The organism is Brevundimonas sp., assembly GCF_032017145.1.
GTDB lineage: Bacteria > Pseudomonadota > Alphaproteobacteria > Caulobacterales > Caulobacteraceae > Brevundimonas.
The window spans coordinates 12,059-25,936 of sequence record NZ_DALZQC010000003.1 but is presented as its reverse complement, the minus strand read 5'-3'; the positions used below and the strand labels follow the sequence as shown (position 1 = coordinate 25,936).

Here is a 13,878-nt window from a genome sequence, read left to right as displayed (position 1 = left end):
CTTGCCTCGCTATTCGGCGGCGACGGTCTGGAGCCTGCGCTCCAGGCCGTCGCCGGCCTTGCCGTGGGGGTTCAGGGGAAAGATCATGCACACGCGCGCGCCGCGCAGCGTCTGGGCGTCGGCCAGCTTCAGCTCGCCGCCGTGGTCCTCGCAAATGCGTTTGACGATGGCCAGACCCAGGCCCGTGCCCTTTTCGCGCGTGGTGACATAGGGTTCGGTCAGACGGTCGCGGTCGCGCGCCGGCAGACCCACGCCGTCATCCTCGATGACGAAGGTCGCATGACCGTCCTCGACGACCAGCGAGGCGATCACGCCGGGATCGTCCGACGCCGCATCCTCGCCCGCCGCCGCCCGACGCGCCGCGACGGATTCGCCGGCGTTCTTCAGGATGTTCAGCAGGGCCTGCCCCACCATCCGTCCGTCGCTTTCCAGCACGACCTGCGGCAGAGGCTCCACGATGTCGACCACGATGTCGGGCGCCGCCACCCGCTGAGCGAACACCGCCTCACGCAGCATCTCGGACGGGTTGGACGGGGCGAAGCGCGGCGCCGGCATCCGGGCGAAGGACGAGAACTCATCCACCATCCGGCCGATGTCCCCGACCTGCCGGATGATGGTGTCGGTGCAGCGGTCGAAGATCTCGACATCCTCGCCGATCCGCGCGCGATATTTGCGTTTCAGCCGCTCGGCCGACAGTTGGATCGGCGTCAGGGGGTTCTTGATCTCATGGGCGATACGGCGGGCCACGTCGCGCCAGGCGGCGTTGCGCTGGGCCGTCACCAGGCGAGTGATGTCGTCGAAGGTCAGGACCATCTCGCCCCCCTGCCCGCCCTCGATGCGAACGCGCAGGCGCCGCGTGTCGCCGCCCCGGCTGACGTCGATGTCCTCCTCGATATGGGCTTCGGCCCGGCGCACCAGATCGCTCAGTTCCGGCGACAGGGCCGCCAGTTCGTGCCCCAACACCTCGGCTTCCTCGATGTGCAGCAGTTGCAGGGCGCTGTCGTTGATGGCGGACACGCGACCGCGCCGATCCAGGCCGATCACGCCGGCGCTGACGCCCGACAGAACGGTCTCGATGAAATGGCTGCGGTCCTGCGCCTCGTCGCTGGCCGCCTTCAGCGCGCTCTGCTGGTCCTGCAGATCGCCGGTCATGCGGTTGAAGGCGTCCGACAGGGTGGCGATCTCGGCCGGGGCGCCGGCGCTGTCCACCCGTGCGGTGAAGTCGCCGCCCGCGATCTGGCCCGCAGCTTTCACCAGCCGTCCGATGGGCGCCGATATGCTGCTGGCGGCCGACATCCCCAGCCACACCGCGCCCACCAGCACCAGCAGCGCCGTTTCCAAATAGCTGAGGATGAAGGCCGACTGAATCCGCGCCCGGCTTTCCTGCGCCTCGCGATAGGCCTGGATCGATTGGATCGACGTATTCATACGCGCGACCAGTCCATCCTGCAGCGGCCGCACCAAGTAAAGAAAGGCGTCGCCATAGGCAGGAAGGGCGATGATGGACCGCACCGCGTCGGGATGTTCGGTCACCGTTTGCGGCGGCTGGCCGCCCTCGGCCGCCGCTTCCATGATGTCTTTGGGCGGCGCCAGATAGGGGGGCGCCCCAACTCTTTCGGCGCGCGCCAGCACCTCGCCGCGATCATTCAGAATGTAAATCGCGGGATAGCCGAAGATTTCGCCGACCTGCGCCAGGGCGGCGTTGAACTGGATTCGGTCGTCGAACAGACCTCGGGCGCTGCCCAACTGTTCCGAGATCGTCCCGAGATCGGCGTCCATCGCCGACGACACGTCCTGAATATAGGCCCTCCCGACGATCGCGCCGTTTTCCACGGAGGCCTGAACATTTTGACTGAACCACTGATCCACCCCCCGGTTGACCAGCACCCCGAACACCAGGGCGATCAGCACCGACGGGATCAGCGCCACCATAGAGAATAGGGCCACGAACCGCAGGTGCAGGCGCGACCCCGCTTCTTCCGTGCTGCGCGCCAGGGTCAGCACGCGACGGCCCACGATGAAGGCCAGGCCCGCGATCAACACCAGATTGGCGATGAGCACGATCAGGGCGATTTCGCTGCTGGACCCGCGCGCCGCCCCGCCTCCGGCGCCGGGCGCCACCGCCACCAGCCAGATCGCCGCCGCCGTGATCGCCACGGCCAGGAAATAGGCGACCCCGAACCCGGTCCGCGCCCGTTCCGTATCGACCCACCCCCAGAACGACTCGTCGTCCGGCGTACGGCCGGGCGCAGGTGTCGTCGCTGAAGGCGTATCCGTCATGCCACAGCACTCTCCATCACCTGTGGCGCGTTTTCAACAACGGACTTGTCGATGTGGGACCGATTTGATCGCCAGAGGTCGTGCATCGCGGCTTCGACGGCTTGCGGTTCTTCCAATCGGCAAATTCTTGCCTTGGCATCACGGCGGTGTTGCGGATCGGCCGGCCACGGCGCCTGCTCGATGTACCAGCCAAGATGTTTGCGGAACATCTTCAGGCCCAGAAGCATCCCGTAAAACGCTATGGACGCCCGCAGATGCTCCACCACGATGTCCAGCCGCGCCTCCGGGCCAGGCTCGGCCAGATCGACCCCGTCGCTCAGCGCCCGCTCCAGATGCGCCGCCAGCCAGGGTCGCCCATAGACGCCGCGTCCTAGCATCAGCCCATCCGCCCCGGACTGCGCCAGCGCCTGGCGCGCCGCCTCGGCCGTGATGATGTCGCCATTGACGATGACCGGAATGGCCACCGCCGCCTTTACCGCCCCCACCGCGTCCCAGTCAGCATGGCCGGTATAGAATTGTTTGCGCGTGCGGCCGTGGACCGTCACCGCCTTGACCCCGACCTGCTCGGCGCGCCGGGCGAGATCGGCGGCGTTGCGGCTGTCGTCGTCCCAGCCCAGCCGCATCTTGACCGTCACCGGCCGCGCGGTCGCCTCGACCACCGCCTCCATGATCCGACACGCCAGATCCGGCGTCCGCATCAGGGCCGATCCGGCGGCCGATCCCGTCACCTCCTTGGCCGGACAGCCGAAGTTCAGATCGACGATGTCGGCCCCGGCCTTTTCGGCCATGCGCGCGCCCTCGGCCATCTGTTCGGGATCGCGCCCGACCAGTTGGATCACCGTCAGCGGCAGCCCCGCCCCGACCGCCGCGCGCCGCACAACGTCGGGCCTGGCGCGCGCCAGTTCCTTGGCCGCCACCATCTCTGTCGCGACATAGGCCGCCCCCAGTCGGGACGCTAGCAGGCGGAAAGGCAGGTCGGTGACGCCCGTCATCGGCGCCATCAGCACCTGGCCGGGCACGGTCACGTCGCCGATCTGAAGGGTCTTGGCCATCCGCGCCTTTCGCAGCATCACGCCCCCCTTCGTCAAGCATGACCGGGGCCGATTGATGGTTTCGCCTCGTCGCGGCGCGCATTATCAAGGCCGCCATGACTTTTTCGGGCATCATCGTCGCGGCCGGTTCCGGTTCGCGCGCCGGGGGCGACAAACAATGGCGGCGGCTAGGCGGCAAGCCCGTGCTGCGCTGGTCGGCCGAGGCGATGCTGGACGCCGGGGCCGCCGAACTGATCGTGGTGGTGGCGCCGGGCTCAGAGGGCCGCGCTTCGGAGGCGCTTGACGGCCTTACCGGCTGGCGCGCCGTCGCCGGCGGCGACGCCCGCGCCGATTCGGTGCGGGCGGGTCTGGCCGCCCTGACTTGCGGCCCGGATCGACCCGTCCTGATCCACGACGCCGCGCGCCCGCTGTTGGGCGCCCAGATCGTCGCGCGCCTGGTGGCGGCGCTGGACGACGCGGACGGCGCCCTGCCCGCTTTGGCCGTCGCCGACAGCCTGCGTCGCGCCGAGGATCGGACGATCACCGAGGCCGTGGCCCGCGACGACCTGTGGCGCGCCCAGACCCCCCAGGCGTTCCGGCGCGGCGTGATCGAAGCCGCCTACGCCGCCTGGACCGACGCCGATCCGCCGACGGACGAGGCCATGGTGGTCCAGCGCGCGGGCGGCCGCGTCGTTCTGGTTTCCGGCGATCCCCGCCTTTTGAAACTGACCTTCCCCGAGGATTTCGCCATGGCCGAGGCCCTGCTGTCGCAAGACGCCCCCCGCTATCAGACCCGCATCGGCTCGGGTTACGACGTCCATCGCTGGGGTCCGGGCGGTTCGGTCTGGCTGTGCGGGATCGAGGTGCCGCACGACCAGACCCTGATCGGCCATTCCGACGCCGACGCCGGGCTTCACGCCCTGACCGACGCCATACTGGGCGCCATCGCGGCCGGCGACATCGGCGACCATTTTCCGCCGACCGATCCCAGGTGGAAGGGCGCCTCGTCCGACCAGTTCCTGGTCCACGCCGCCGAACTGACGGCCCAGCGTGGCGGGCGGATCGTCAATGTGGACGTCACCCTGATCTGCGAACGTCCCAAGGTGAAGCCGCACCGCCAGGCCATGCGCGACCGGATCGCCGCCCTGCTGAACCTTCCGCTGGACGCCGTCAGCGTCAAGGCCACCACGACCGAGGGCCTGGGCTTCACCGGCCGCGGCGAGGGCCTGGCCGCCCAGGCCGTGGTCGCCGTGGAAATGCCCGTCCGTCAGCGCGAATAGCGCATCTGGCGCACCAGCGAACCGAACAGATTGACGTAATCGTCCGTCCACGGACGGACGTCGGTCTTGTCCAGCACGCGCCAGCGGCCGTCGTCGCGATAGGGCTGCACCGCCGCAGGGCTCTTGCCGATCAGCAGGGCCTCGGTCGAGGCTTCGGCCATCTGGCCCTGCCCCGACTTCTCCAGATAGACCTGATGCAGATGGGGTGCGTCCAGCGCCTGGGCCGCCGCCTCGGCCGGCCGGGTGATCTCCAGGTTTCGGTTCGACAGGTGCAGGACCACCACCCCGTCCGGCGCCAGCAGCCGCAGATAGCCCTTAATCGCCTCGACCGTCAGCAGATGCGTCGGTACGGCGTCCGAGGAAAAGGCGTCGATGATCAGCAGGTCATACGATCCCGCCGGCTCCCGATCCATGGTCAGGCGCGCATCGCCGATCACTGTCCGCACCGGCCCGTCGGCGCACCCGTCGATGAAGCTGAACCAGCGCGGATCCCGCGACAGCCGGTCCACCATCGGATCGATCTCGAAGAAGGTCAGCCGATCCTGCTCGCGCTTGTAGGCCGCCAGGGCGCCCGATCCCTGGCCGACCACCCCGACGCGCGCCCCGTCCAGATGACGCGCCTGGGTCTGCAACATGGCCTGACCCAGCGGGGTGGCGGTGGCGTAATACAGGGTCGGCTGGCACAGGCGCGACGGTCCTTGCGCCTGCGCCCCATGCAGGGTCGTGCCGTGCATCAGAACATGGACCGGCCCGCCCATCAGCGGATCGTCGATCTGGGCCACACGCATGACGCCGAAGAAGCTGCGTTCCGACAGGGCCCAGTCATAGCCCCTCGCCAGATGATAGCCCGACCAGACGATGGCCCCCAGCACGAAGGCGAACATCACCGCCCGGTCCCGCACCAGGAAGGCGAACATGGCCGCGATGCCCAGGATGGCCTGGGCGATGCGGATCAACTGCGCGTCCGGCACGGCCGCGCGGATGTCGGGGGCGTAACGCACCGCCTCCATCGACAGCGGCCCCAGGAAGGCGATCACGACGCCGGCGACGCCGCACATGATCTCCCACGGCCGCATCTCGCGACGGCTCCGCGGCCTCAGCAGGGCGGCGGCGACCAGGACCAGCGGATATTCCCAGACCATGTTGAACACCATGGGCGCGATCAGGCCGTTGAAAGCCCCGCCGACCACCCCGCCCAGCGAAAGCAGCAGATAGAATTCGGTCAGCCGGTCCGGCGGCGGCCGCCGCGCCGCCAGCCGCTGATGGCACATCAGGGCCGTGAAGAAAAAGGCCGCCAGATTGACCGTGAAGACCAGCACCCACTCGCCGGTGCGAAAGGCGATCAGGGCCGCGCACGCCGCCGCCATCGCCCCTTGCAGGCTCAGCGCCAGCACCGGCGAAACGGCCGGCCGCGTCTGGAAGGCGATCACGAAGGTCAGCAGATACAGCGCCAGCGGGATCACCCACAGGAAGGGCGCCGAGGCCACATCGGTGGTCAGGTGCGCCGTCACCCCCAGCATCAGGCTGGACGGCGCGGCGGCCAGCAGCACCAGCATCCCCTTTTCGCGCCACGGGATGGGGGCGCTGGCGGCCAGGGGCGCCGGCTCGGCCGCCCCGATCTCGCGCCGGCGCCAGACCAGCAGCCCCAGACCGATCACCATGGCCACGAACAGCCCATAGCCCAGGCTCCACCCCAGCCGCTGTCCCGACAGGCTGGCCAGCGGTTCGATCAGGATCGGATAGGCCAACAGCGCCAGGAAACTGCCCAGGTTAGACGCGGCGTAGAGGACATAGGGGTTGGCCCCGTCCGCATGACCCGCCCGCACCCGTGCGTACCAGGCCTGCAACAAGGGCGCGGTCGCTGACAGCACCGCGAAAGGCGCGCCGATCGAAACGGCCAGGGTCGCCAGCAGCCACAGCGCCGGCTGCGCCGCATCGGGATCTCCGAATACCCCGCTGATCCTCAAGGGCAAGAACAGCGCCGCCAGGGCCAGCAGGGCCAGATGCATCCCCACCTGCGCTCTCAGGCTGGGCAGGCGCTGCAACAGGTGAGCATAGGCGTATCCGGCCAGCAGCGCCGTCTGGAAGAAGACCATCGAGGCGTTCCACACCGACGGCGACCCGCCCAGCGTCGGCAGGATCAGCTTGGCCGCCATCGGCTGCACAACGAAGACCAGACAGGCCGAGGTGAAGATGGCGACGGCGAACAGGATCGGCGCCAGGGGATCGGCCTTCCGGCCGGCGGGACGCAGCGGTTCGACGGCCTCGGTCATGCCTCTGGTTAGAGCCGGGTTCGCGGCCTATGAAAAGACCATGTTCCCCCAAGACATCCAGCGCCTGGCGCAACAGATCGTCGCAACCGCCAGCGAACGCGGCCTGATGCTGACGACGGCCGAAAGCTGCACCGGCGGCCTGGTCGCCGCCGCCCTGACCGCCGTCCCCGGATCGTCCGCCGCCCTGGATCGCGGCTTCGTCACCTACAGCAACGCCGCCAAGAGGCAGATGCTGGACGTGCCCGAACAGACCCTGGCCCGCCACGGCGCGGTGTCGGAGGCGACGGCTCGCGCGATGGCGGCGGGCGCGGTCGTCCATTCGGGCGCCCAGGTTTCGGTTTCCGTCACCGGCGTGGCCGGCCCCGGCGGCGGATCGGCCGAGAAGCCGGTCGGCCTGGTGCATTTCGCCGCTTCGGGGCCTTCGGGCGTCGTTCACCGCGAAATGCGATTCGGCGACATCGGCCGCGACGCCGTGCGTCTGGCCAGCGTGCGCCTGGCGCTGGAGCTGCTGGCGGATCGGCTGGGGTGAGCGATCCCATCGTCGTCGATGCACGCGGCCATCGTTGCCCCGTCCCCAGCCTGAAGCTGATGAAGGCGATGCAGAACGCGCCCCCCGGCGCACGGTACGTTTTGCTGGCCACGGACCCGATGGCACGGATCGATGTGCCGTTCCTGATGTCTCAGAAGGGCGGGAAGGTCCTCGCCATCGAAGAGGCCGATGGAGCCTTAAGTCTTACGATCGAGACCGGCGGCTGGCCCGACGCTCCGACAGATTGACCACGCTGGCCGGCGCGGCGTCCAACTCGGCCTGTTTCTTGGCGGCCAGCTCCATCTCCGTGGCGAAGGCTCCGCCATAGAAGATGGCGTTGACGTTCCACGACAGCCAGATCAGCAGCACCACCACCGCGCCGACCGATCCATAGGTGGCCCCCAGGGGCGCGATCTGCTCGACATAGATGGCGCACAGCCAGGACGACACCACCGACATCAGCGTGGCCACCAGCCCGCCCACCGCCGCCGGCAGCCAGGCGACCGGCGTCCGGTGGCTCATGGCGTAGCGGTAAAGCAGCGTCATCCCGATCACCAAGCCGATGGCGGGCAGGAAGGAGTCCAGCGGCGCCATGGCCCGGGCCTGAGATTCGGCCGCCGCCGAGGAGGCGTGGGCCAGAATCCGCACCGTCACCACCGCCCCCGACACCACGGTGAACAGGGCGAAGGCGAAGACGGCGACGAAGAAGGCCAGCAGGTTGAACTTGAAGAAGCCGTGCGGCTCCGTCTCATCATGGATCAGGTTCAATCCCGCCAGCAAGGCTTTGAATCCGCGATGCGCCGCATAGGCGCCGACGAACAGGGCGAAGGCGCTCTGGGCCGAAACGGTCCGGGCCGAGGCGTTGCTCAACCGGGCGATCTCGTCCTGAAATATGGTCTGGGCGGCGTTGGGCAACAGGTCCGACAGGGCGGCCGCCTGGGCGCTGACCTCGCTGATCGACAGGCCCAGCTTATAGAAGCCGATCAGGATGGCGATGGCCGGAAACACCGCCAGCAGGGCGAAGAAAGACACCCCGCCCGTATAAAGCATGACGTCGCGCCCCCAACTGCGGGTGAAGGCTCTGACCGCCAGTCCGCCCCAGAATCCAGGCGCCTTCAGCACCGATCGTGTCAGCTGTTCGCTCAAGCCGGTCCCCACAACCGTTACTGCAAGCGGCGGAACCTAGCGGATTCCGCCGTCGGTTAAAGTCTCATCCGCGTGAGGACGGTCTTTCCACCATCTCGCCGTGCTGTGGCCTGCCGTGACATTGCATCCTTAACACCCTCGTCGTTATGGTCCGCCGGCTTTCCGCCCAGCTTGGGCGTATGGGCTTACGGAGACGACCGGCTTGGCTTTCGACGCGCGTGTATTGATCCTGGCGGCCGACGACGGCCGGATCGGGCCGCTCGCCGCCGGACTGGACGCCCTGGGATGGCGCACGGTGACGGCGCGCGACGTCGTCTCGGGCGAGATGACGCTGAAGGATTTCCCGCTGGAAGCCGCCGTCGTCGACATCGACGGCATGGGCGAGGACGTCGCCCTGCGCCTGCGCGCCGCCGCCGAACCGCGCCGTCTGCCCATTCTGGTGGTGGGCGCCCGGCCCGACAGCATCGACGGCGCCGACATGACCATGTCCGTCCCGCCCCATCCGGCCCAGGCGGCGCTGCGGCTGGAGCAGCTGGGCCGCGCCGCCATCGCCGAGGAGGAGTTTCGCCTGCGCGTCACCACCTTCGCCACGCGCGGCGTCACGCTGGACGCCCGCCCCCAGGACGACGGTCCTCTGCGTGTCTTGGCCGCCGGGGTGGCCGACCGCCGCTTCCTGGCCCTGTCCAACGCCCTGACCGCTGCGGGCGTCGAGGTGATCGCCGCCCCTACCCCTTACACCGCCTTCGACTATCTGCACGAAAGCCCGTTCGACGCCGCCGTCCTGTGGGGCGCCCAGGATCACGCGCCCGCCCTGTCCATTGCGGCGGGCATGAAGCGCAACACCCGCCTCTATCACATCCCCCTGATGCTCTATCTGCGCGGCAAGAACGAGATCAGCCTGTCGGAGCTTTTCAATCGCGGCTTCGCCGACGTCGCCTCGGTCGATACGCCGGAGGGCGAGACGGCCGAGCGGATCCTGGCCCTGGCCGGCGCCCACCGCACCCACCTGGGCATCCGAAAGACGCTCGATTCGGTGCGTAGTCTGGAGCTGATGGACCCCGAGACGGGCCTGTTCACGCCCGAACTGTTCGCCAGCCATCTGGCCCGCGTGGCCGAGGCGTCTCGCGCGCGCAAACGTCCGCTGTCGGTCTGCGTCCTGCGGGTGCGAGAGACCGAGGCGGTCACCTGGGCGCGCCAGGGCGGCTGGCTGGACCGCGCCATGCCCCAGATCGGCGCCATGGTCTCGCGCCTGGTCAGGGTCGAGGATACGCCGGCGCGTCTGGCCAAGGAGGTCTTCGCCCTGGCCCTGCCCGCCACCCATGCCGAGCCGGCGCGCCTGGCGGCCGAACGGATCGCCGCCGTCATCGGCTGCACCGCCTTCGACGCCGGCCCCGACCGCTCGCCCTTCGTGGCCGAATTCGACGTCGGCGCCGCCGAGATGCGCCCCGACGAAAGCGCCGCCGCCCTTCTGGAACGCGCGTCCGCCGACCTGTTCGAAAAGACACGCTGACGGGGGCGTTACGCCCCCGCCACCCGCGCCAGATCGGCGGTGATCCGTTCCGCCACCCTCAATCGATCTTCCGCCGTGGGCCAATCGCCCGACACCACGATCTTCTGGTCCGGCCGGATCTTCCAGAACGCCTGGTTCTTCTGGATCAGCCCCACCAGCCCGACAGGGTTCGGGAAGCTGTTGTCGCGCAGGGTCAGAACCGCGCCGCGCGGCCCGATGTCGATCTTCTCGATACAGGCGCGGCGGCAATTGGCCTTGATGCCGACGATCTTCAGCAACTGCTGCGCCTCGTCCGGCAGCGGTCCGAACCGGTCGATCAACTCGGCGGCCAGGGCTTCGCGATCCTCGCTCCGCTCGGCGTCGGACAGACGGCGATAAAGGCTCAGACGCACGTTCAGGTCCGGCACGTAATCCTCTGGAATCAAGACGGAAGCGCCGACGTTGATCGACGGCGACCAGCCGCGATCCACGGTCACGCCCTCGCCCTTTTCCTTCAGCTCGGCGACCGCGTCCTCCAGCATCTGCTGGTACAGTTCGACGCCGACCTCGCGGATGTGGCCCGACTGTTCGTCGCCCAGCAGATTGCCGCCCCCGCGCTGATCCAGATCGTGGCTGGCCAGTTGGAAACCGGCGCCCAGATTGTCCAGCGACTGCAGCACCTGCAGACGCCGTTCGGCCGACAGGGTCATGGGTTTGATCGGATCGGTGGTCAGATAGGCGAAGGCCCGCGCCTTGGACCGCCCGACCCGACCCCGGATCTGATAAAGCTGGGCCAGGCCGAACATGTCGGCCCGGTGCACGACCAGCGTATTGGCCGTGGGAATATCCAGCCCGCTCTCGACGATGGTGGTCGAGACCAGCACGTCGTACTCCCCGTCGTAGAAGGCGCTCATCACCTCCTCCAACTGGGTCGCGCTCATCTGGCCGTGGCCGACGACGAACTTCACCTCCGGCACCTGTTCGCGCAGGAACTTCTCGATGTCCGGCAGGTCCTTCAGGCGCGGCGCGACATAATAGGCCTGACCGCCGCGATATTTCTCGCGCAGCAGGGCCTCGCGCACCAGCACCGGATCCCACGGCGTCACATAGGTCCGCACCGCCAGGCGATCGACCGGCGGGGTGGCGATGATCGACATTTCGCGAATGCCGGTCAGGGCCATCTGCAGGGTGCGCGGGATCGGCGTTGCGGTCAGGGTCAGCAGATGGACATCGGCCCGCAGGGTCTTCAGCTTTTCCTTGTGCTTGACGCCGAAATGCTGCTCCTCGTCCACGATCACCAGGCCCAGGTCGCGGAACCCGACCTGTTCGGCCAGGACCGCATGGGTGCCGACCACGATCTCGACCGAGCCGTCCTTCAGGCCCGCCCGCGTCTCCGTCGCCTCCTTGCCCGTCACCATTCGCGACAGCTGACGCACCTTGACCGGCCAGCCGGCGAACCGTTCGGTGAAGGTCTTGAAGTGCTGGCGCGCCAGCAGGGTGGTCGGGGCCACCACCGCCACCTGTTGCCCCGTCATGGCCACCACGAAGGCGGCCCGCAGCGCGACCTCGGTCTTGCCGAAGCCGACGTCGCCGCAGATCAGGCGATCCATCGGCACGCCCTTGCCCAGGTCCTCCAGCACGTCGCCGATGGCGTTCAGCTGGTCGTCGGTTTCCTCATAGGGGAAGCGCGCGCAGAACTCTGCGAACAGGCCCGGCGGCGGGGTGACGGCCTCCGTCTCGCGCAGAGCCCGCTTGGCGGCCAGGGCGATCAGCCCCTCGGCCATGGCGCGCAGCCGCTCCTTGGCCTTGGCCTTGCGCGCCTGCCAGCCCGCGCCGCCCAGCCGATCCAGTTGCGCCCCTTCGGAATCCGAGCCGTAGCGGGTCAGAAGGTCGATGTTCTCGACCGGCAGATAAAGTTTGCTCTCCCCGGCGTACATCAGCTCCAGGCAGTCGTGCGGCGCCTGCTGGATATCCAGCGTCTTCAGCCCTTCATAGCGGCCGATGCCGTGATCCAGGTGGACCACCAGATCGCCGGTCGTCAGGGCCGAGGCCTCGGCCAGGAAGTTCGAGGCCCGACGCTTCTTTCTCGGCCGCGCCAGCCGGTCGCCCAGGATGTCGGTCTCGGAGATCACGGCCACATCGTCGGTGACGAAGCCATGTTCGACCGGCAGGACGCCCCGCAGATACAGGTCCTTGGGCGCCGACTGCACATCGGCCCAGTCGCGCACGGCGACGATGTGATCCAGCCCGTGGTCGGCCAGCATGGTCGCCAAACGCTCCGACGAACCTTCGGTCCACGATGCGAACAGCACCCGCTTGCCCTCGCCTTTCAGCGTCTGGGCGTGGGCGGCGACGGCCTCGAACAGATTGACGCTGTCCTGCGCCCGTTCGGCCGCGAAAGTCCGCCCCAGCCGTCCGCCCGCGTCCTCGCCGCCGTTAGAGAAGGGCGTGAACCGCCTCACCGCCCGGCCCGCCAGCGCCTGGTTCCAGTCGCCCGCGTCCATATAGAGTTGCTTTGGCGGCAGGGCGCGATTGGCGACCGCGCCGCCCTTCGCCTTGGCCGCCTCGGCCCGCGCCTCATAGGCGTCGGCGATCAGGTCCCAACGCTCGCCGCGCGCCGTCTCGACCTGATTGTCCAGAAACACCTGCGCCTGGTCCGGCAGATAATCGAACAGGGTGTTGAGGCCGTCGTAGAACAGCGGCAGCCACTGCTCCATGCCCTGACGCCGCGCGCCCTCGCTGATCGTCGAATACAGCGGATCGTCGCCCGGGGCCCCGAACAGGTTCAGATAGCCGGTGCGGAAGCGCGAAATGGCGGCCGCGTCCAGCAGGGCCTCCGACACCGGCGCCAGCGACACGGACGTCATCTGGCCGGTGGAGCGCTGCGTCTCGGGATCGAAGGTGCGGATCGACTCCAGTTCGGAGCCGAACATGTCCAGCCGCACCGGCTCGGCGAAGCCGGGCGGATAGACGTCCACCACCCCGCCGCGCACCGCGAACTCCCCGCGTTCCGACACGGTGGAGGCGCGGACATAGCCGTTGGCGGCGAAATACCGCTCCAGAGCCTGGATATCCAGATCACGCCCGACCTTGGTCTCGAACCCGGCCTGCAGGGTCACGGACCGGGGCGGCGTCCGCTGCATGGCCGCCGAAATCGTCGTGACGACCAGCACCGGCGCGTCGTCCACCTTGCGTTGCGCCAGCCGCGTCAGGGCCGCCATCCGCTGCGCCGCAATGCCCGCCGTGGGGCTCAGCCGGTCATAGGGCAGGCAGTCCCAGGCCGGATACTCGAGCACTTCAATATCTTGCGAGAAGAACTGAAACGCCTGAACGAAGGCGCCCGACCGCTGATAATCCCGCGCGACGAACACAGCTACCCCGCCCGCCATCTTCAGACGCTCGGCCGTGATCAGGGCGTCCAGCCCCTCCGGCGCACCGCCCAGATCGGCGTCGGTCCGCATCACCTGCTGATCCATCAACCGATACCCTTGCTGACTTCGGCGGCGACATGGGCGCGCATGAAGGCCCGCACCTTGGCCATCACCGGGGTTTCGAACTCGGGCGGCGTCGGCTCACGCTCGATGATCCAGCCATAGAGCCACTGATCCTCCTCCTCGATCAGCCGCTCATACTCATCCAGCTCAGCGTCGCTCAACGTCGGCGCCACCTGGTCCGAGAACGGCCCCAGCACCATGTCGGCCTCGCGGAACCCCCGCCGCCATGAGCGGAACTGGATGCGCCCCAGTCGCTGCTTGCGGTCCTGGGTCATTTCGCCTTCGGGGCGCGCGTCGATTTCGGCCACAAGAATCCTTGCCCGTTGAATATGCCGGTGCGCTCAAGCTGCGATCCG

General features: G+C 68.5%; 10 protein-coding genes. 4 read left to right on the top strand and 6 right to left on the bottom strand.

Going from position 1 to position 13,878, the window contains the following annotated elements:
• Positions 1–9: 9 nt before the first annotated feature.
• Together RTU05_RS00950 and dusB are read right to left on the bottom strand one after the other, a co-directional pair.
• Positions 10–2,280, bottom strand: a complete 2,271-nt coding sequence (locus RTU05_RS00950) for a PAS domain-containing sensor histidine kinase (protein ID WP_312594937.1) — start codon at positions 2,278–2,280, stop codon at positions 10–12.
• Positions 2,277–3,332 carry a tRNA dihydrouridine synthase DusB gene (gene dusB / locus RTU05_RS00945; RefSeq protein ID WP_312595023.1) on the bottom strand — a complete coding sequence of 352 codons (1,056 nt, stop codon included), beginning with the start codon at positions 3,330–3,332 and terminating at the stop codon, positions 2,277–2,279. The genes RTU05_RS00950 and dusB overlap by 4 nt, the downstream gene beginning before the upstream one ends.
• A gap of 95 nt (positions 3,333–3,427) precedes the next feature.
• Between dusB and RTU05_RS00940 the strand changes: the two genes are divergently transcribed.
• Positions 3,428–4,591, top strand: a complete 1,164-nt coding sequence (locus tag RTU05_RS00940; protein ID WP_312594935.1) for a bifunctional 2-C-methyl-D-erythritol 4-phosphate cytidylyltransferase/2-C-methyl-D-erythritol 2,4-cyclodiphosphate synthase — start codon at positions 3,428–3,430, stop codon at positions 4,589–4,591.
• On the opposite strand, the gene RTU05_RS00935 is transcribed toward RTU05_RS00940, so the two are convergent.
• Positions 4,579–6,864 carry a fused MFS/spermidine synthase gene (locus tag RTU05_RS00935; protein WP_312594933.1) on the bottom strand — a complete coding sequence of 762 codons (2,286 nt, stop codon included), beginning with the start codon at positions 6,862–6,864 and terminating at the stop codon, positions 4,579–4,581. The two genes, RTU05_RS00940 and RTU05_RS00935, sit on opposite strands and share 13 nt — an antisense overlap.
• A gap of 40 nt (positions 6,865–6,904) precedes the next feature.
• On the opposite strand from RTU05_RS00935, the gene RTU05_RS00930 reads away from it, so the two are divergent.
• Complete coding sequence (locus tag RTU05_RS00930) at positions 6,905–7,393, top strand: CinA family protein (protein WP_312594931.1); 489 nt, start codon at positions 6,905–6,907, stop codon at positions 7,391–7,393.
• The gene (locus RTU05_RS00925; protein ID WP_312594929.1) at positions 7,390–7,641 is read left to right on the top strand and encodes a sulfurtransferase TusA family protein; all 252 of its coding nucleotides are present in this window, start codon (positions 7,390–7,392) and stop codon (positions 7,639–7,641) included. The genes RTU05_RS00930 and RTU05_RS00925 overlap by 4 nt, the downstream gene beginning before the upstream one ends.
• Here the strand turns inward: RTU05_RS00925 and RTU05_RS00920 are convergent.
• Positions 7,598–8,443 (bottom strand): YihY/virulence factor BrkB family protein, encoded by an 846-nt coding sequence (locus tag RTU05_RS00920; protein ID WP_409410512.1) that lies wholly within the window; start codon positions 8,441–8,443, stop codon positions 7,598–7,600. The genes RTU05_RS00925 and RTU05_RS00920 overlap by 44 nt on opposite strands.
• 298 nt (positions 8,444–8,741) lie before the next feature.
• Between RTU05_RS00920 and RTU05_RS00915 the strand changes: the two genes are divergently transcribed.
• The gene (locus RTU05_RS00915) at positions 8,742–10,049 is read left to right on the top strand and encodes a diguanylate cyclase domain-containing protein (RefSeq protein WP_312594924.1); all 1,308 of its coding nucleotides are present in this window, start codon (positions 8,742–8,744) and stop codon (positions 10,047–10,049) included.
• An 8-nt stretch (positions 10,050–10,057) separates the two neighbouring features.
• Here RTU05_RS00915 and mfd read toward each other — a convergent pair whose 3' ends face one another.
• Together mfd and RTU05_RS00905 are read right to left on the bottom strand one after the other, a co-directional pair.
• The gene (gene mfd, locus RTU05_RS00910) at positions 10,058–13,504 is read right to left on the bottom strand and encodes a transcription-repair coupling factor (RefSeq protein WP_312594922.1); all 3,447 of its coding nucleotides are present in this window, start codon (positions 13,502–13,504) and stop codon (positions 10,058–10,060) included.
• The gene (locus RTU05_RS00905) at positions 13,504–13,830 is read right to left on the bottom strand and encodes a succinate dehydrogenase assembly factor 2 (RefSeq protein WP_312594920.1); all 327 of its coding nucleotides are present in this window, start codon (positions 13,828–13,830) and stop codon (positions 13,504–13,506) included. The genes mfd and RTU05_RS00905 overlap by 1 nt, the downstream gene beginning before the upstream one ends.
• Between the last annotated feature and the right edge of the window lie 48 nt (positions 13,831–13,878).